Annotated in this window: 15 protein-coding genes; 9 read left to right on the top strand and 6 right to left on the bottom strand. The window is 37.1% G+C overall.

All coding sequences use genetic code 11. The annotated features are described in order from the left end of the window. Positions 1 to 6: 6 nt before the first annotated feature. The 4 genes from HEQ28_RS09990 to HEQ28_RS09975 all read right to left on the bottom strand — a co-directional run bounded on the left by HEQ28_RS09990 (position 7) and on the right by HEQ28_RS09975 (position 4493). Positions 7 to 969: a phosphatase PAP2 family protein gene (locus tag HEQ28_RS09990; protein ID WP_434502086.1), complete on the bottom strand. Its 963-nt coding sequence runs from the start codon at positions 967 to 969 to the stop codon at positions 7 to 9. Further along, the gene (locus HEQ28_RS09985) at positions 966 to 1961 is read right to left on the bottom strand and encodes an NAD-dependent epimerase/dehydratase family protein (RefSeq protein ID WP_434502085.1); all 996 of its coding nucleotides are present in this window, start codon (positions 1959 to 1961) and stop codon (positions 966 to 968) included. Before HEQ28_RS09985 ends, HEQ28_RS09990 begins: the two co-directional genes overlap by 4 nt. Before the next feature lie 174 nt (positions 1962 to 2135). After that, a complete protein-coding gene (locus HEQ28_RS09980; protein ID WP_434502084.1) occupies positions 2136 to 2756 on the bottom strand; it encodes a porin family protein in 621 nt (206 codons plus the stop codon). A gap of 294 nt (positions 2757 to 3050) precedes the next feature. Continuing rightward, entirely contained in the window at positions 3051 to 4493 is a 1443-nt protein-coding gene (locus tag HEQ28_RS09975) for a calcineurin-like phosphoesterase C-terminal domain-containing protein (RefSeq protein ID WP_434502083.1), read from the bottom strand. A gap of 242 nt (positions 4494 to 4735) precedes the next feature. Between HEQ28_RS09975 and dapB the strand changes: the two genes are divergently transcribed. The 7 genes from dapB to HEQ28_RS09940 all read left to right on the top strand — a co-directional run bounded on the left by dapB (position 4736) and on the right by HEQ28_RS09940 (position 16064). Then, on the top strand, positions 4736 to 5491 hold the full coding sequence (gene dapB / locus HEQ28_RS09970; protein ID WP_434502082.1) for a 4-hydroxy-tetrahydrodipicolinate reductase: 756 nt from the start codon (positions 4736 to 4738) through the stop codon (positions 5489 to 5491). A 5-nt stretch (positions 5492 to 5496) separates the two neighbouring features. Next, positions 5497 to 6942 carry a signal peptidase I gene (gene lepB / locus HEQ28_RS09965; protein WP_434502081.1) on the top strand — a complete coding sequence of 482 codons (1446 nt, stop codon included), beginning with the start codon at positions 5497 to 5499 and terminating at the stop codon, positions 6940 to 6942. A 23-nt stretch (positions 6943 to 6965) separates the two neighbouring features. Beyond that, complete coding sequence (gene lepB, locus HEQ28_RS09960; protein WP_434502080.1) at positions 6966 to 7382, top strand: signal peptidase I; 417 nt, start codon at positions 6966 to 6968, stop codon at positions 7380 to 7382. After that, on the top strand, positions 7379 to 7999 hold the full coding sequence (locus HEQ28_RS09955; protein ID WP_434502079.1) for a WbqC family protein: 621 nt from the start codon (positions 7379 to 7381) through the stop codon (positions 7997 to 7999). Before lepB (HEQ28_RS09960) ends, HEQ28_RS09955 begins: the two co-directional genes overlap by 4 nt. 269 nt (positions 8000 to 8268) lie before the next feature. Beyond that, positions 8269 to 11511, top strand: a complete 3243-nt coding sequence (locus HEQ28_RS09950) for a SusC/RagA family TonB-linked outer membrane protein (RefSeq protein ID WP_434502078.1) — start codon at positions 8269 to 8271, stop codon at positions 11509 to 11511. Positions 11512 to 11538: 27 nt separating this feature from the next. Beyond that, positions 11539 to 13413, top strand: a complete 1875-nt coding sequence (locus HEQ28_RS09945; protein WP_434502077.1) for a RagB/SusD family nutrient uptake outer membrane protein — start codon at positions 11539 to 11541, stop codon at positions 13411 to 13413. Positions 13414 to 15116: 1703 nt separating this feature from the next. After that, the gene (locus HEQ28_RS09940; RefSeq protein ID WP_434502076.1) at positions 15117 to 16064 is read left to right on the top strand and encodes a tetratricopeptide repeat protein; all 948 of its coding nucleotides are present in this window, start codon (positions 15117 to 15119) and stop codon (positions 16062 to 16064) included. Positions 16065 to 16085: 21 nt separating this feature from the next. On the opposite strand, the gene HEQ28_RS09935 is transcribed toward HEQ28_RS09940, so the two are convergent. Then, positions 16086 to 17315 (bottom strand): M16 family metallopeptidase, encoded by a 1230-nt coding sequence (locus HEQ28_RS09935; protein ID WP_434502075.1) that lies wholly within the window; start codon positions 17313 to 17315, stop codon positions 16086 to 16088. Positions 17316 to 17405: 90 nt separating this feature from the next. Between HEQ28_RS09935 and HEQ28_RS09930 the strand changes: the two genes are divergently transcribed. Then, entirely contained in the window at positions 17406 to 18341 is a 936-nt protein-coding gene (locus HEQ28_RS09930) for a carbohydrate kinase family protein (RefSeq protein ID WP_434502074.1), read from the top strand. 136 nt (positions 18342 to 18477) lie between these two features. On the opposite strand, the gene HEQ28_RS09925 is transcribed toward HEQ28_RS09930, so the two are convergent. Next, positions 18478 to 19293, bottom strand: a complete 816-nt coding sequence (locus HEQ28_RS09925) for a helix-turn-helix domain-containing protein (protein ID WP_434502073.1) — start codon at positions 19291 to 19293, stop codon at positions 18478 to 18480. Between the two features lie 227 nt (positions 19294 to 19520). Between HEQ28_RS09925 and HEQ28_RS09920 the strand changes: the two genes are divergently transcribed. Then, positions 19521 to 20831, top strand: coding sequence for a TolC family protein (locus tag HEQ28_RS09920; protein WP_434502072.1), 1311 nt, complete (start codon positions 19521 to 19523; stop codon positions 20829 to 20831). Positions 20832 to 20836 lie beyond the last annotated feature (5 nt).

Genomic DNA, 20836 nt, shown 5'->3' with positions numbered 1-20836 from the left:
TTTCAACTATTTATGCCATTTGTCGGCAAGAAGAGAAAAACCGAAATAAAATATCAGAGCTGTTATAAATCCTGCAATTGCATCTATTGCATAATGTGCCTGAATATATACTGTCGCCAGACATAGGAACACATAGAATGGTAGCATAATGAACAGTAGTTTTTTGTTTCTGCTATGCCATGCAAGCAACATGCATATTGTCGATATTCCTACATGGCTGCTTGGAAATGCAGCGGTAGGTCTTTCTCCGGCAGCTTTCGCGTCTTCAACCAAGTCGTAGAATATGCCGTCGGTATATCCAGGACTAGGCAGGCAATCATGATGATTACTGAAATAATATTGAACATCTGGGAATATTCCGTGCGTAATATTACTTATTCCTACAGCCTTATAGTAGAAAGTTGGTCCCACGACTGGCACTATGTCGTATATAACGTAATAAGCAAGGAATGATGCCATGATCACAAATGCTACTTTGTGATACTCATTATATCTGTATATAAAATAAAATAATACAGTTAATGCTATCATTGGATAATAGGCAGCATAGCCACAATCCATAAGTTCGCTTATGATGTGAGAAGAAAATCTGGCAGAGAAATCTAATGCTGGTTGGAAACCAAACAGACTTTGTTCCCATGTGGCAAATAAATGGTCAAGGTTTGGGAACATACGATTTATCTCGTATGTATCAGGATACCACCAAGCCAATAATGCCATCTGTGCCGATATGCGTGCGAAGAGGGTTAAGCGGCAGGGTAGCATTCTATAAACAATCCACATTGCTATTATTATTGCTCCTATGCGTATGCGCCCCCATATCATAGAGTCTGGATTTACAAGTTTTGTATAAGTAAATAGAACTATGAGCAACGTAAATGCCATATATGCCAATACTGCCCATTCAAGTGGCAGAAGCCCCTTTGCAGGTTTCTTTTCAATGGCAAACCATTTATTTATATTTATCATAACCAATTATTATCCTTATACCATTTAATGGCGAGTTCCGTACCGCGTTTCAGGTCATATTGTGGATGAAAGCCCAATTCGTCTACGGCAGGCTCTATATTACAGCGCCAATTGCGTTGTCTTAGAATGTTATATTTATCGTTGTTAAGTGCTGATATCTTACCAGTGATTCTTCCTGTGTATTCTCCAATCAATGTTGCAAGTCGCAGTATGAATATAGGTGCTTTTATTCTTATCCACCATGGACGTCCAAGATTTTCATGAATATAATTACTGAATTCAGTAGAATTATAAATATTACCATCACTCAAGAAATATTTTCTTCCGTTTTTACCACGATTAAATGTCAGAAATACTGCTTGCACAAGGTCCTGAACGTATATGAAAGTGATATCTTGATGCTTAAAACCAACAGAGAAATCGATATGTCCTTTAATAGTCTTTGCCATCATGAAATAGTCTTTCTCTCTAGGTCCATAAACTCCAGTAGGACGTAATACGACATAAGGAAAATCATTTCCTATTGTGTCAAGAAACTTTTCAGCCATTAGTTTACTTTTCCCGTAGGCAGTATTAGGACGTGGAATGTCGTTTTCTTCAATTTCCATATATGGAGAATTCTCCCTAATTGCACCGAAAATACTTAGGCTGCTGAGGTATACAAATCGTTTGATAGGCATCTTCGATGTAATCAGTGCGTGAACAAGGTTCTTTGTACCGTCAGTATTGGTTTTGAAAAAATCAGATTTATGCAGACACTTTGTAGCACCTGCCGCATGCACAACATAGTCGAACTCATGTCCAGCTAGTTGTTGCCTTAAATCATCTTCCGAGGATAGATTAAGTTCTATGAAATTTATACGCTCATCGGAAAGATACTTCCTTGAACTGCTTTTCCTCACGGCAGCCCATACCTCCATATCCCTTCTGAGTGCTTCCTCCACAATAAAGCTGCCAATGAAACCACTGGCACCAGTTACTAATATCTTCATCAAAATAGCTATTTGGGAAACAAAAGTAATGCAAATTTCATTAAGCGCAAAGTATTTTATTAATTATTAATCATTTTGCCCCTGTCCATACAGAAGTAATCAAAATGATAATGATAAATTCTGTATGAGCAGGGGCTCATATATTTTAAGTGAAATAACTTGTCTCTTTTGTGATTATTTCAAGTTGAATCTGTATCCTAAAGTTAAAGAGAATACACTGTTGTATAAATCGGCATTATTAAGATCGCCATAGTCGTTTTTCCCTTTAAAGGCAGTGGTTAAGCCAAGAGCATAGCGAGCATCAATAACCAAATTGTTGAATGCAAAACTCATACCTATTGGCATTGCGATATCAAATGTTTTTGCGTCAACACCCGATCTAGACAAGTCTGCGCTAACATCTCCAAGTTTTGCTTTCGCACTCAAGTTAACACCAGGTTGCAGACCTGCTTTAAGTGAGAAACATTTGCCAAGATGGAAATTACATAAAACAGGTACATTAAGATACTCTGTACAGATTTTAGCCTCAGAGAAGCCATATTCGCTGGCACTGCAGCCTTGCTGAGAATACATAAGACCAGCTGATATGCCCAACCAGTTCTTTACGTAGTATTCACCTTCAGCTCCAATTGTGAATCCGGCCTTGTATTCGCAACCTTCATTGTCGTCACCAAAGTAGCTTGATGCATTAATACCCATTTTTGGTGTTATTGTTACTGAACCTGGGCGCAACTGTTGTGAATAGGCTGTAACAGCCATTACCAACAAACTAATTAAAACGATTAGTTTTTTCATTTTCTTTAAGTTTACATTAATAGTTAATATGTTTTTGCAAAGATAGTACAAATTTTATGAAAATAAAAATTATCCGTTCATTTCTTGTCTATTGACATCGTTTAGTTATCTAAAAATCTAAAACAAATATGGTTATTATATTTTTAAACAAACAGTAGACTATATTTTCGTTAATTAGCATTTAAAAAGCAAGGACACAGCGAAAGCCTTATGATTAAAGACGTTTAGCTTTTGTTCTTCGTCAATTTAGGGAGGGGGATATCCTCCCTAAATTGACGAAGAATCTCTATCTTATCATAATACAATGCTTTCCTTATATTTTTCTCCGTAATGATTTGTGAAAATAATTTCTATTTTTTTTGCACCTTGTTCGGGTCTTAGGCGAAACAAGTGAGTCGTATAGCATTCAGGCAGATTCACATGATGCTCGTTTTTAATTCTAGAATACTCTTCGTCCTTATCTTTAAATTGCTCCATTTTTCCCTTGTTCACTCCGTCTTGTATCCATTCTACGCTGCACTTGTCGTCATAGTCCCATACGTTTGCAACTATAAAGTCTTTTTGTGTACTAAACTCTCCTTTTTTGTATACGTGCATTTGATACTCTGTGGACTTCCCCGTTGCTTTGTAAATACATCTGACTTTTGTTCCGTCAACATCAACAATCATATATCCGTTTGGTGCACCGCATCTGTTTACGTCTCCCCACCACCAAGCACCTCCAGCGGCACCTATGTTGTGTTGGTAAAGATGTTCGTTTACGTCAACATCTTGGAAAAAGTGTGAATGACCGCAGAATACGTGAACATCATATCCTTCGAGAAGTTTGTCGAGCATAGGAGTATTATGCATATTTGCGTAAGGATACCATTTGTTCCATCCTGCGGCATGCATATTTAAGAATATCATGGATCCTTTAGGAATATAGCTAAGGTCTTTTCGTAACCATTCTAATTTAGACGGCGTAAGCATTTCAACATATTTATTGTGTTCCATGTTGTTAATGTTGTTTATTGTAACAACATGAATCTTTCCGATGTTGAATGAATAATCTGTAGGTCCGAAATAGTTCATGAAGTCCATTTCAGAATATATCTTTGATCCCTTTGGCGAATTCTCCAGACTAGGTATGCTCTTAATCATATCGTGATTGCCTATACACATGAATGTTGTCATGCCTGTGTTTTCGATAGACTTTTTAAAAGGCTCCCAAATATTTCGTTTACTGAATACCAAGTCTCCAAGCGTTATTCCTATAACTTCATGTTCTTTATTCATACGAGAGATTTCGGATTTCATATCCTTTACGGTCTCATCGCACCACCGCTTATAATCATGCTCGTCGTTTATCTGTGGATCGGAAATAGCGATGTAATAAAACTTGTCGGATTCGTTCTCACGTTTGTTCAATATGAAGTTGTGCGTTCTGACAGACTTGCCTTTTAACTTGTTTATTGCGGCATAAAATCCAGATGCTATACCATCCTTGTGTGGGAGCATGTATTCTGCTGGGGTTGATATGGCAACGAACTTGCTTTTAGTCGTGTCTGCTACAATGCGATATTCGCCTTTCATGTCCGTCTTCACGAAGTTTTCTCCGTCATTTACAACAACGTCAGGAATACCGTGTCCCAATTGATTGCACACTTTACCCATAACGGTAATCTTGTAGTTTTGTGCTACCATGCTTGTTGATGACATCAAGCCAAGAATAAGCCATAAATAAAATCTTTTCATTTATTAAATATGAATATCAATAATGCTGCAAAATTACTAATATTTTTTTATAGCATATACACATTAAAGATAAATAATTTAAATGCTCAGTAAACATATTGCAATCAGTACCAAATCTCTTGATAATCAGTGTTTGACGGTTTATATCTTTGGAATAAACGTTAAAATAGGAATTTATATTTTGTAGTATGGTTTTAAAGAATTATTTTTGCAAGTTAGAATATTCTTAATTTATATAGATTATGAAAATAGCTTTGATAGGCTACGGAAAAATGGGACGCATGATAGAGGAAATAGCCCTTCAGCGTGGTCATGAAATTGTTTGCAAGATTGATGTCAACAACCCTCAGGATTTTGATTCTCCAGAGTTTGCCAGTGCAGATGTTGCGATAGAGTTTACTAATCCTACAGCTGCTTATAGCAACTATTTGAAGGCTTTCAAGCACAATGTTAAGATTGTGAGTGGTAGTACAGGTTGGATGACAGACCATAAATCAGAAGTTGAGGCTCTTACTAAAGATGGTAAACAGACATTGTTCTGGGCATCAAACTTTTCAATTGGTGTAGCTATTTTCTCTGCTGTAAATCGTTATCTTGCAAAGATAATGAACAATTTTCCACAGTATGATGTTGAAATGGAGGAAACTCATCACGTTCATAAGTTGGATGCTCCATCAGGAACAGCAATCACCCTTGCTGAGGAATTGATAGAAAATATTGATAGAAAAGCTGAATGGGTTAAAGGATTCCAGCATAATGCTGACGGAACAGAAGAAGGCAGTAATGAGGTCGCTGATAATCAGTTAGCTATTGCTAGCATACGTCGCGACGAAGTGCCTGGTATCCACTCAATAAGTTATGATAGCGAGGCAGACAAAATCACGATAACTCATGATGCACATAGCAGAAAAGGATTTGCACTCGGTGCTGTTCTTGCGGCTGAATATACAAAAGAACATACCGGATTGCTTACCACAAGTGATCTTTTTAAATTCTAATAACGATGATTGATAAAAGCAAAACCAAGATTAATTCTAAGGTTCAATGGACTAAGTTTACTGTAGTTCTTGTTTGTTACCTGCTTTTCCTGTTATGGGTTAAGAGTTGGTGGGGACTGATAGTTGTACCGTTTATATATGATGTATATATAACAAAAAAAATAAGATGGCAATGGTGGAAGGATGCTGAAGGACCTACTCGTTTCCTTATGAGTTGGGTTGATGCACTTGTATTTGCTCTTGTTGCTGTATATTTCATAAATCTATTCTTCTTCCAGAACTTTGTTATTCCTTCATCTTCTTTAGAGAAGAGTCTCCTCACCGGTGACTATTTGTTTGTAAGCAAGGTTAGTTACGGTCCGCGTATCCCAGAGACTCCGCTCACAATGCCACTTACTCAGCATACGCTCCCTGTAGTAAATGCCAAGAGTTATATCGAATGGCCTCATTGGGACTATCGTCGTGTTAAAGGTTTGGGTAATGTAAAGCTTAATGATATTGTCGTGTTTAATTATCCAGCAGGTGATTCCCTTTGCTCTTCTGATCAATGGCAACAGCAAGATTATTATGCAATGTCGTATGGCATTGGAGAACAACTTTATCAGCAAAATCACAGTATGCCACAACTGAAGTCACTTAACAGAATTCAGCAGCGTAAATATTTTGATATGGTTTATGCACTTGGTAGAAACTATATATTGAGTAATCAGCAGGAATATGGTGAGATAATTACACGTCCGACAGACCGTCGTGAGAATTACGTAAAACGTTGCGTCGGACTTCCTGGACAGACTTTGCAGATAAAGAACCGAATCGTATATCTAAACGGCAAGGCTAATAAGGAGCCTGATAATGTTCAGTATTCTTATTATGTGAAACTCAGATGTCCGATGCCGCAGGAGCTAATGGATCAATTAAGCATATCAACAGAAGATATAACAGGTCTTAGCAAATTCGGTTTTATTCCCCTCACAAAGAATGCTGTTAAGGTTCTTTCTAAACGCAAGGATATAGTTCAAAGTATTCGTCTTAATACTGATGCACAGACAGGAGACTTATATCCTTTAAACGGATATACTGGATGGACTCGTGACAACTATGGTCCTATCTGGATACCAAAGAAGGGTGCAACTGTAAAACTTGATATGAACAATATTGCTATCTATGAGCGTCCTATACATGTATATGAAGGCAACAATCTAAAGATTGTCAACGGAAATATATATATCAATGGCAAGGTCGCACATAGCTACAAGTTCAAGATGGACTATTATTGGATGATGGGTGACAATCGTCATAACAGTGCCGATTCTCGTTATTGGGGATTTGTGCCTGAAAGCCATATTGTTGGAAAGCCTATATTTATATGGTGGAGCCACAATCCAGATCATCCAGGTCTCAGTGGCATAAGATGGAATCGTCTGTTTAATTTTGTCGATAACATCAAATAAAGTCTATTTTAGCCTTCCCTCAAATGGGAAGGCTGATTGATATGCGGCAATTCCTGAAATGGATGATATCAATATTGGCTGCGTTTTTAATCGTATTAGCGGTGCGCGCCTTTGCTTTTGCTGTCTATAAAGTACCAGAAAATTCTTTGTTGAAGAATGGTGACAGAGTGATAGTGAATAGATTGGCACGTTCTGATTTCAAGAAAAATGATTTAATTGTCTTTGGCGACAGTGTGAATTTGCTTGGTAGAATAGAAGCTCTGCCAGGAGATACAATCATTGTTGGCAAAGACAAATTTCTTATACCTACGGTATGTTGCCGAAAGTGCAGGTGTAAAAATTGTCATGAATACCTTATTAATATAGGACGTGGCAAATTACTTGTACCTTATCATAGCATAAGTGGCAAAGCATACCGATTATACAATCTTCCGTTTTGACAACAGCATTACTTGGTTCTACATATTTCGGTCCTATACAATGGTATCAGAAGCTAAACAGATATGACCATTGTATGATAGAACAGCATGATAATTTTATCAAGCAGACCTATCGCAACCGGTGTGTCATACCGACTACTAATGGACTCCAGTCACTTAGCATTCCGGTGACCACAATTGAAGGTTTATCAATATCAAAGACACCAATGAAGGATATTCGTATTTCTGATCATGGAAATTGGAGACATATTCATTGGAATGCTTTAACTTCAGCTTATGGTGAAAGTCCTTTCTTTGAATATTATCAGGATGACATACGTCCTTTCTTCGAAAAAAAATGGGACTTCCTTATTGATTTTAATATGGCAATAACGCAAAAGATGAATGAGCTTTTGGATATTCGTCCAACGATTGCTCTTACAGATGAATTTGCCTCACCAGCAATTGATGTAATTGATTTTCGTGATGTGATACGTCCTAAGCATCCTGGCAATGATGCTGATTTCAACCCGAAAAAGTATTATCAGGTGTATCAACAAAAAATAGATTTTCAACCAAACATGAGTATTCTAGACTTGTTGTTTAATGAAGGAAACGAGTCTGTATTATATCTTTAAGTTTAGATCTAAGCAAAAAATATATAGCTGCAAGTATGTTAAATACTTGCAGCTTTTTATTATGTGGGAAACAAAACTTATTAATGAAACATTATGAAATTTAAATGAGCTATTTTTTACTATCATAATCCTCAATAATATATAAATTTGCCGCCGTAATCATAATTGATGCTAATACTATGCAACATTTGCAAATATACACTTGCTGATATAAATAGTAAGTCTAACATTTAATATAACAACCTAATAATTATCTAACAAAGTTAAACATGGATTATTTAAAATCTATTGAAAAGCCGTTAGTGTTGCTATTCTTGCTTTGTTTATTCCCATTGGGAATATCGGCTCAAAGCATAGTCAAAGGAATAGTTAATGATGAATCAGGTGATCCTGTAATTGGGGCGACGATTCGAGTAGTGGGCACTAAGGAAGGAGCTATTACTGATTTTAATGGAAACTTCCAAATTTCAGCTGCACCAAATGCAAAATTAAATGTCACTTATGTGGGTTATATTCCACAAACAGTGAATGTAGGTGAACGTAAAAACATTAATATTACATTGAAAGAAGACGCTAGTACTCTTAATGATGTAGTCGTAATTGGTTATGGTACCGCAAAACGTAGTGATATATCCGGTTCTATCGCTTCTGTTGATACAAGGTCCATGATGAAAAAATCTCCAATAAACATTGCCGACGGACTGAAAGGTGCTGCTCCTGGTGTAATTGTCACAACTCAGGATGGTGCTCCAAATGCGATGGCACGAGTACGTGTACGTGGTGTCGGGACCATCGGTAATGAGTCAGAACCTTTATATGTTGTTGATGGAGTCCAAGTTGGTACTAATGTTAACTTCTTGAATCCACAGGATATTGAAAGCATTGAAGTATTGAAAGATGCTTCTGCAACAGCTATCTATGGTGCTCGTGGTGCAAACGGTATAATAATGATTACCACAAAGCATGGTTCAAAGGGGGCTCTTCATGTAGACGTAAATGCCGGATGGAGTGTTCAAACTCTTGCAAGCACCCTTAATACTCTTGATGCTGATACGTATGCACAAGCTATTCGTCTGGCTCGTCAAGGTGATGGAACAAACGTTGCAATGCCAATATTTGGTGATAAATATGATGGTCAGCGCAAAACTATTGATTGGCAGAAAGAAATGACTCGTTCAGCTCTTCGTCAAAACTATTCGGTAAATATAAGCGGTGGTACTGAGAAATTCCAAAGTTCTTTCTCTGCAGGCTACTTAGATAACGAAGGAGTTGTTGTAAATACAAACTATCGTCGTATGAATCTTCGTGGAACTATGAAAGCTCAGGTAAATAATTATCTTGAGGTTGGTGGTGATATAAACTTTACACACGATGTTAATAGAGGTAGTAATAATGGTTTTGGTAATAATACCAACCTTTCTTCTCTTCGTGATTATGCAACATTAGCCCCAACAATGGATTATACTGATGCAAACGGTAAAATTGTATCTCCAAATGTTGTTAATGCTGATGGTACTTATGGTACATTCTGGCAGAATTCTGCAACAGGTAATGAAATATCAGGAAGTGCTGATAACTTCTATGCTAAGCAGATGGAGCTTGATAGCCCTACACGTAATAATCGTGTTTTAGCTAATGTTTATATTGATTTGAACCCAATAAAAGGGCTTCACCTAAAATCAATTTACTCTTACAATCATAATGCACAAGATAATTATAACTGGCAGACTCCAGTTGTTCGTTATAATGGTGGACAACAAGTTGCTATGAATAATATCGACACTAGACGTAGTTTTAGCCTTTCGCAGAACTCTAGCTACGACAAGAGTATTGAAACTTATCTTACTTATCATTGGACTAACGATATTCATGATATTACAGTAATGGCTGGTAACTCTGTCAGTGAAAGCAAGGGCTATTGGGTAAATGCAAGTGCAAAGGATTTCCCCGCAGAAACAATACGCTTAATCTCTCTTACCAAAGATCTTACTACTAAGGACGGTGGTGGAGGTTTTAATCCTCAGTCTCGTTTCATCTCTTATTATGGTCGTTTGATGTATAGTTTGATGAGTCGTTATAACTTAACTGCATCTATTCGCCGTGATGGTAGTTCAAACTTTGGTCCAAATAAGCTTTGGGGAACATTCCCTTCTGCAGCTGCATCTTGGCGTATATCAGAAGAGCCTTGGATGAAAAACATTAGTGCCATAAGCAACGTTAAACTTCGTCTTGGCTGGGGTAGGACAGGTAATGCTGGTAACACCACAGATAATGCCATTCCACAGTTAGGTACTACTTCAACTCAATATCATTTCTATTCTGATGGTGCTACAACCCAAAAGTTCGTTACAGCTAATGGTATGGCTCAGTTGATTATTGCAAATCCTAATTTGCAATGGGAAACTAATGAGCAAACTAATCTTGGTCTTGATTTCTCTCTTCTTAAGGGCGATTTAAATATGTCATTTGATTACTTTGTTCGTAATTCTAAAGATGTACTTATTGATATTTCTGTACGACCATCTTCTGGCTACCAGACATATTATTGCAACTATGGTAAAATCCGCAACATTGGTTTTGAATTCAGTGCAAGATACAACCATAACTTTAATAAGGACTTTTCTATTGGTGCAACCATCACAGGCTCAACACTGAAGAACAAGATTATTAATGCTGGTGGTCGTGATCTTACGAACACATGTTCTGGTGGTAATGATGGCACTAATATTGATGGTTCTAATGTCCAGGCTGTTAATGGCGATGGTTTGAAGTGGACCAATCACTCAATCTGCCGTGAAGGTTATGCCGTAGGTTCATTCTATGGTTATAAAGCTGCTGGTATTGTACGCACTCAGGCCCAGCTTGATGAACTAAATAAATCAGCAAAAGGCGGAACGTATCAGGATGGACTTCATGTAGGTGACCTTTATTACAAGGACCTTAATGGTGATACAAAAGTTGATGAAAATGATGTTGATGTAATTGGTAATGGTTTCCCGAAAGTAAACTTCGGTCTTAACTTGAATGCAACTTATAAGAATTGGGATTTCTCAGTTTACACTTATGGCGTACTTGGTCAGAAGATTCTTTCTTACTCAGCTATGCGTCTTTCTACAATGAAAGCAGCTGATGATCCTTCAGTTCCAAACATTCTTAAAAGTGCTTACAACGAGTCTTTCTCTGTAAATCCTAATGGAAGTCTTCCTCGTTTGAGTATTCTTGATGATAAGAGTTCAAACTGCCGTGTGTCTGACTTCTGGGTAAAGAATGGCAATTTCTTGAAGATTAATAACATCCAGATTGGTTATACATTCCCTAGAGAGTGGCTCGCTCCATTGAAGATAACTTCTGCTCGTGCTTTCATGTCTATTAGTAACCTTGCATGTATATCAGGTTACAATAAATATGGTGATCCTGAATGTGGTCAGGGAAGTCTTCTCTATACAGGTCTTGATACAGGTCGTTACCCAACACCTCGTACATATTCCTTGGGAGTAAGTGTACAATTCTAAATTAATAATCTTACAAATAAAAATACGATGAAATATATAAATAAATCTATCATAATTGCTGCGATGGGAGTTGCTACGATGGGACTGAGTACATCGTGTAACAATGATGATTTCTTAACAGTAGATCATTATGGAATCCTCCCTGCAGATCAGATGTTTAAAACTGAACAAGATGCTGCAAGTGGACTTAATGGTATTTATGACTGTTTGTTTGCAGATAGTAAATACGCTGATGCTTGGAACTTTAAACCACAGTTGTTTTTTGGTTGTCACCCAACTTTGGATACACAGGCTACAGGTTATGATGTGAACTGGTGTAAGCAAGGTTGGACATCTGATGACGGTGACCTTGGTAAGAGTTATAATTATTCTTATCGAGCTATCGGTCGTGCAAACGATTTTCTAACTGGACTTGAAAGTTCAGATATCGCAAAGAATTTCAAGTCTTATAAATATCTTGATGGTGAAGCTCGTGCACTTCGTGCATATTTCTATATGTTCCTTGCAGAAAACTGGGGCCGTGTGCCTATGCTTGCCAATGGTGAAACCTTCATAAATACACCGAATAAGGCTGCTGCTGAAACTGATGATGAGATGTGGAACTTTATTATAGCCGACCTTAAGCAAGCTGCAGATGAGCTTGATTGGAAACCTAATGGCAATGAATATGGTCGCTGCACAAAGGGCATGGCTTTATCTTATCTAGGCGATGCTTATATGTGGAAAGCATACAAGGCTCGTTTCAATGGAAAGGCGGACGAGAGTAAGCCAAATCTAGAACTTGCTAAAGCGGCTCTTTCTCAGGTTATTACTAGTAAAACATATGAGTTAGCTCCTTCTTATTCTACCCTTTGGGATGTAGATCAGGCTTGGCCAAAAGAATGTGTATGGCAGGTTGTAAATGATATGGGTGCTGGTAATTATGGCAAATGGGATTCTGATGCTCATATCTTTAACAACTTCTTTGCGGCTTCTACCAATGGTGGTGGTGGCTGGGGATCAGAGTACCTTTCTTGGGAACTCTACTTCTCTTATGAATTAGGTGACAAGCGTCGTGATGCTTCTATGTGTACTAGCCCCGTTGCTGAACTTCCTATACAATATCGTTCTGCTACTTCTTATGGTCAAAATCCATTCATGCAGCAGAAACTAGGTTCAGATGGTAACAATGGTTACATGTTTGCAAATGGTGGTGAGTATGCTCCAGCAATCTGGACGATGAAACTATGGAGATGTCAGCGTGCACAGTGGACAAATCCTCATTCTCCATGTCACTTCTACTACAAACGTTATCCGGGAGTCCTATTTGACTATGCTGAGTGTTTGTTCCGTCTGAATGGTGGGGATGATGCAGAAGCTTGGAATATTATAGATCAGATTCGTCAGCGTGCATTTGGTAATACTGAGGTTGGTCAAGGTGCTGCACTTAATAGTAAGTTTAATACTTATTACAAGAGTCTTGCTGGTCAAGGTGGCTACTCTGATTATGTAGCAAAAGACAATTATCCAATTCCTTTCGATACTGTAACAGTTTCTGTTCAATCAGCTAAGGAATACTATACAAAGATTAAGAATGAGGGACTTACTCTTGATGGTGTTGGCGTTGTAAGTAAACCATTCGCAGACTGTGAACCATGGGAAGTTGCTCTTGGGCAGGAACGTCGTAAGGAATTTAGTTCTGAATGGAATCTTAAGGCAGACCTTCAGCGTAGTGATTTCTTAGAGAAGTCTATTGAATATAATTATCCAAAGGGGGTTGGTTTACCAAATACAGATCAAGGAAAGAAGAACAATTGGCATTATTATCGTAACTGGGACTTTAACAAGCAACGTCTTGTGATGCCTATTCCGCAAAGTGAAATAATAAGAAATAATTTGATTAAGCAAAATCCTGGATACTAATGTTTTTACACTTAGTTGTTTGGTAATTAAGTTAAGTTTGATAGTAAGAGGGCATGTCGTTATGACATGCCCTTCTTTTTGTTTATAGCAGAAGCGCCTTCATGATTAAAGCGCCTTTTTAGTCTCATCCACCGCTTCATAAATTTAATGACAATATTTTACAATGTTAGTGTAACGTATCATAAATTAAATGTTTGGAGCCTAGACTTATAGGTGACGATTTGAATTTGTATGTTCAGAGTGCCTTCCCTACGTTTTACTTTTTATTTAGCTACGTAGCTACGGCATCTCTCGCGAAGCCTATAAACAAAGGGTATAACGAAACGTAGCTTGGAGGATTTAGCTACGTCAAGCTACGTTCTAGCTACGTAAATTTGTGTCGTTTTAGGATGGAATATTATTCAATAAGTAAATTCTGTCAAAGAACCGGTGGCTGCATCTGAGGAACTGAGGATGTTTAAAGAGACACAGTAAATAGGAACAGAATTTTCAAGCTTGTTTAACTATTCTGCCGAATTCCACTGAATTCTCGGCAAAGATACTGCAAAATTTTTGTCCATGCAATCAGATTTAGCTTAGACTGTTAGCCAAAGTTTTAATTACAGGAAACTACACATCGTAATGCACATGCGCATGCATACGCACACACTCTGGGTTTTTCGTAAAAATAAGTGTCGAAGTGTCTATCCGTTGAGCATCAATTTGTTAGAATACTTTTCAAGTGGCATTAAGTGTCGGTTATTCGTCGGTAAAATCTGGGGGATATTTTTCTTCATTTCGCATTACGTTTTACGAAGAATTACGATGCGTTTTACGATGTTTTGTAGTGCGTTTTACGTTATATTGCATTGCGTTTTGCGATAAAATGGAAGGTAAAACATCGTAGAAACGTTTGCGTTTCTATATGGAATCAGATGCATTTCTATATAGAAACGCATGCAAAACTCGATATTTAACCGTCAGCTCACCGTCACTTTATGACGTTTGATTTGTCGATAAAATACTGGTATTCATTAAGTTGACACTTCGACACTTGTTTTTAATAAGTCCTAAGTGCGCGCGTGCATACACGTACATTATATAGGCAGAAAAAAATAACGTAGCTAGAACGTAGCTTGACGTAGCTAAATCCTCCTAGCTACGTATCGTCACCCCTAATGTTTAAAGGCTTTGCAAGAGATTCCGTAGCTACGTAGCTAAATAAAAAGTAAAACGTAGGGAAGGCACTCTGAACATACAAATTCAAATCGTCACCTATGAGTCTAGCGGCAAACATTTAATTTCTCATGCGTTACACTGAAGCTAATCATTTTAAGTAAGCACTAATGCTAATTTTATAAGACGCAAACATTTCTATCATAAATTCATATTTATAGGGACACGAATGTAGTTTTTTATAAAATTTGACGTTACTATAATGTCAATAAAATGCATGGACAACAAACATGCATTACTATAAGAATAATGATATTAAGCAATAATACGGAGATGTAGATGAAATAATGCATAAAAAATAAGAGTGTTTAAGAGCATTATTAACATATCTTACTCTTTGTGTAATTTTGTGTAATCTTTGTCTGTTTTTTATTTTGATTTGTACTCTGTAAATAGTAATTTTGTCATGCTTTTTAATTTTAAAGACAATGGAAACAAAGCAAAATTCTTTTCATGTTAATGATAGTAAATAAATACAGAATATAATTATGGTTAGAAAAACATTAATTGCAATTATAATGCTTTTGGTTAGCAATGCAGGATTTGCGTTGAACAATAATCGCAACGGACTTGTTGCTAAAGGTGATAGTTGTGTTACCGAGAATGACTATTTTCATGCATTAGATTATTTTCTGCAAGCACAAAAAATACGTGATACAAAAGATCTTCAGATGAAAATAGCAGACTGCTACTATTGTAGGTACCAGTTAAAGGAATGTATAACGATACTTGAAAAAATAAAGGAGGATAGTTTGAGTCATGATGCTTTCAAAGAATTGTATTATGCCTATGGTGCAATGGAAAATCCTTCTACCCAGGAAATTTATGGTTATGCCCTTATTAGGCGTTTCCCTATGGATAGTAAGATCTTAGCTAGTCTTATGCATCTGATCCTTGATAATGATAAATATGGTACCCGACAGTTTCTTGCTGTAGAGTTTGGTGAGAAATATTATAAAAAGGACTCTGATAATGTGGAGGTTAATCGTGCACTTGCCCAGGCATATTTCTTTTCTCTGAAATATGATAAATCACTTAATATGTACCATAGGTTGTTGCAGGAAAAGGATACCACATTTTCTGGATTATATTATACGGGCTTATGTTATGAATATCTTCATAACCTCGATTCGGCGAAAGTGTATCTTCAAAAGGCTGTAAACATTTCTCCAAAGAGTCCCGTCGGTATGTATCGTCTCGGTATGGTGGAGAGCATGCTTCATCTAAACACTGAAGCTATATCTCATTTGGAAGCGGCAGCTCAACTTTATCAGCCTAATCCAACATTGATGAGGCTGATTTATAAAAATTTGGGACAGTCGGAAGCTGAATCCGGAAATAAAGCGAAAGCCATTGATGCATGGAAGAAAGCTCTTGCTTATGAACCTGATGATGACATTACCTCTAAAATTAAACAGATAAGCGGGAGTAAATAAATGATAGAATAAATATCTGAATTACTTGAATATAAGCATTGTCAGTTTATCTTCGCTCATAATATCGGCAGCAACATTCTGAATACTTTCAGACGTGATTTTATCTATGTTGGCGTATAATGATGTAATGTCTTTTTCCCAGCCATAGTGTAGATAACTCTTGCCAAAATCTAGGGCGAAGTTTTCCTTATTGTCGCATGACACTCCTATCTGACCTTTAATTTGCTTCTTAGCAGCTTTCAGCTGAGTTTCAGATAAAGGCTTGTCAATAACTTTGTTTAATTCTCTCTTCACAAGTTTTATGCACTTGTTTACGTCGTGCGGATCGCAGCCGAAGTAAATACCCCAGATTCCTGTGTCACCATAGTTCATCATAGTGCTTTCAACCGTATATACCAATCCATAATGTTCACGCAGACTCATGTTAAGTCTGGCGCTCATTCCTGGTCCGCCAAGGATATTATTAAGCAGGTACAGACTCATTCTTCTGTCATCATGGATATTATAACTACGGTTTCCTATCATCACGTGAGCTTGGTGAGTACCTTTGTCAACTTCTATAGTCTGACTCTTATACTCAGGCAACGCTTTACTTATGTCAGGATTGATCAAAGGTTTGCAAGGTCCAAAGTCGGCAGTAGCCTTGCTAACTAGTTTTACTATACGTTTGAAATCTACATCTCCGTAAATAAAGAATATACTGTTTTCTGGACGATAGTATTTGCTGGTGAATCTCTTTGCGTCTGCAGTCTTGAAACCTCTCACCAGTTCTGATGTACCCAATATGTTGTGTCCAAGTGGATGACCTTTGAAGAGTACATTTTCAAACTCGTCATATATAAGGTCTGCAGGTGAATCTTTGTAACTGTCTATCTCATCGCAGATAACTTCTACTTCTTTATCTATTTCCTGTTGTGGATAAGTGCTGTGGAAGACGATGTCTGTGAGAATGTCAATAGCCTTTGCCGTATGCTTTTTCAGTATGGCTGAATAGTATACCGTATCTTCTTTATTTGTGAAAGCATTCAAATCACCTCCAACACTTTCTAAACAGTTTATGATTTGCCAAGGGCGTCTGTGCTCAGTTCCCTTGAATGAAACATGTTCGCAGAAATGCGCCATTCCGTCTTCCGTTGGCAGTTCGTTTCGTGTGCCTGCATTTATTTCATATCCGCAATATACCACGTCAGATGTTGATGGGTGGTGAATAATGCGTAATCCATTATCAAGAGTAAAAGTATTGTATGTCATATTGTGTGCAAAGTTACTTAAAAATTTGCAGATGCCGCTGATTTCGATTATATTTGCATTCAAAATAAAAAATATACAATATAAAAATTAATGCGTAAGGTAATAGGAATTGGCGAGACGGTACTCGACATTATTTTTAAGGAAGGTCAACCAGTGAGTGCCGTTCCTGGTGGTTCTGCTTTTAACGCCATTATTTCCCTTGGTCGTTGTGGAGTGAATTCAACTTTTATTAGTGAGGCTGGTAATGACCGTATTGGGGATTGTGTAATTAAATTTTTAAAGGATAACGGTGTTAATGCCGATAATGTGAACATATTTCCTGATAGCAAGTCGCCTATATCTCTAGCTTTCCTTGACGAGAATAATAATGCCGATTACATATTTTATAAGGATCATCCTCATGACCAGTTGGAGTTTATATATCCAGAAGTGAATCCTGATGACATCGTTGTCTTTGGTTCGTTTTTCGCTATTAATCCAGTTGTTCGTCCACAGGTTGCGGGATTTTTGGAGTATGCTCATAACCATGGCGCTATATTATATTATGATGTTAATTTCCGTTCTCAACATAAGGACGAGATAATGAAGATTACTCCAAATCTCATTGAGAACCTTGAATTTGCTGATATAGTACGTGGTAGTCATGAAGATTTCGAGATACTATATAAGCAACCAGATGCCGACAAAGTTTATAACTCTGAGATCAGTTTTTATTGCAAAAAGTTTATCTGCACTCGTGGCAGTGAGCCTGTTTCCGTACGTGCTGAAAACGGTTTCACTAAAGAGTATGATGTGTTGAAGACCGATGCCGTAAGTACTATTGGTGCTGGAGATAATTTCAATGCGGGTTTTATATTCGGCATGCTTAAATATAATATCACTCATTATGACATTGAGAATGGACTTAACGATAATCAGTGGGATAAACTCATAACTTCAGGTTTATCTTTTTCTGCAGAATGTTGCAAGGATATATTTAATTACGTAAGTTCTGAGTTTGGCGAGAAAATGAAACTAAAGGAATAATCATCATTTTCCTATGTGGACATCGTTGTCACGTCTTTATATTACCTTAAAGATGATATAAATTTCATTTTTAAGGCAAGTATAAATTTTGAAAGTATGTTTTACTGTGCAGTAAATCTAATAATAAATTATTCAATTAAACTTTATGCAATCTGCGGAATTCAGCAGGAGTTGAACCTGTGGCATGACGGAAGTAGCGTATAAAGAATGATGCATCAGAGAAATTGTATTCGGCGGCAATCTGTTTGATAGAAGCATGTGATGTCCGCAAGTTCAGTTTTAACTGCATTATCACATACTCATCAATAACATGCTTTGCCGTAATACCTGTTTTACGAGATATTATTATTCCTAGATATTTGCGTGTTATGCAAAGTTTTGATGCGTAATAATTTACGTCTCTTGAATGTCTGTATTCTTTTTCAAGTATAGCCATGAATGCATTGAAAAGTTCGTTTGTTCGTTGGCTGCCAATTTCTTCTATCTGCTCTTGTGGATTGTTGCGTATATGTTCATAGATTCCCAGAAAAAACGATTTCAACATCAATAATACTATATGGTCGGTCTCTTCATAAACCGGATTTGATAGATAAAATGAAATAGATGTAAACATTGTTTCAACAACATTCTTTACAATTTCAGGGTCGCTACACTTACGGTCGGTGCGTAAGAATGAATAAACGGCATGTTCTAATTGCAAACTAGCCTCGCGCAACATTGAATTACTATATTCCAATACATCAACACAAAAATCAGATGTTGGATTATGAAGCTGTATTCCCTCACCTGGAAATATAGTCATAACTTCACCTTTAGATAAATCCCAGTGATTGAAATTCACTTGCATGCGTGCATACCCATCCCGACAAAGAATGATAGCCCCTCCGTTTGTTATTGTTGGGGAATCAATGTATTCTTTCAATGAAGTACTGTATATTTTTGCTTGATTCATTTTATTTTATTCTCGTTTAGGCTGCAAATATAGCCTATTTTTCTTTAAAAAGGATAATATATGTCCCAAAACGTCTATAGACGTAGACTTTAAGTTTATTAACATTTGTCTAAATAGCAGTAACTTTGCACCTGAATTCTAAATGTGCTCATTAATATATATCGTAGAGACAGGGTTGTAATCCCACAATTAAGGATAGGGTAAAAAGATTTATTTGAAATATAGATATGACTAAAAGATTTATTTTGACAATCACATTGGTTGTGATTCTTTCTGTTAATGCCAATTCGCAAATAGTGAGAAAGATGAGCATCAGTGATATGTTTCAGTTAGTGGAAAGTAATAGCCGCGAACTAAATTCACAGCGGACAGGACTTGAAGTAGCTAAAGAAGGCGTAAAAGTAGCAAAAAGTGAACGCTTACCAGACATCAATGTAAAACTAAATGCCAACTACATGGGTAACATTCTGCTTACCGACCGTGACTTCACAAATGTTCACGGTTATAGTGCGTTTCATCTTGGAAATGAGTTTGCCGTTGATGCACAGCAGGTGGTTTATGCCGGCGGAGCAATAAATGCAAACATAAAATTGGCACAACTTGGTAAAGAACAAGCTGGATTAGGTCTGGACATGAGTCGCGAGAACATCCGTTTTATGGCATTAGGTGAATATTTGGATTTGCAGAAACTGCAAAATCGCGAAAAAGTAATAGAAGAAAATATAGAACTAACAGCTAAACTTATAGCTAATATTGAGGAAAAACATAGCCAAGGTGTTGCATTGAAAAATGATATAACACGATATGAACTGCAAATGCAGACATTACGTCTCACACTCACAAAGATACGCAATCAGCGTAGCATCATAAATCATCAACTATGTAATTCTTTAGGACTTGTAAATTCTGATATTATTCAGCCAACAGATGATACGGCTTCTGCAATATTCAGCAAAGATGGTGAAACTAAATGGCAGACCGAGACTGCTGATCAGTCACAGCAAATTAAAATTTCCAGACTGAACGAGCGTATGGCTGAACAGCAAATAAAAATAGCAAAAAGTGACTTTATGCCAAAGGTGTCTCTTGTGGCATGCAATGATTTTAACGGACCTATAACATTTGAAATTCCGTCTATAAACAAGAATCTTAACGCTTGGTATGTCGGAGTTGGAGTGAAATACAGCTTGTCGTCAATTTTCAAAAGTAATAAAAAGCTTTCTAAAGCAAAACTAGCATTCAAGAATGCTAAAGAACAGACGGATGTTGTGGGCGAACAGCTGAACAATCAGGTGCAGGCAGCCTATACACAGTATTTGGAAAGCTACACCGAATTAGAAACACAAGAGAAAGACGTTGAATTGGCACAGCAAAACTATAAAGTGATAAACGAAAGATATATAAATCAACTTGCTCTTATCACCGATATGCTTGATGCTAGCAATATGAAACTGGACGCCGAACTTAGCGAGGTAGATGCACGCATTAATATTGCTTATGCATACTATAAAATGAAATATATAGCAGGACAACTTTAATATAA

It is taken from the genome of Prevotella sp., assembly GCF_051059605.1.
Lineage (GTDB): Bacteria > Bacteroidota > Bacteroidia > Bacteroidales > Bacteroidaceae > Prevotella.
Note: the sequence above shows the minus strand (reverse complement) of the source record. Positions and strands in the feature narration are given on the sequence as shown.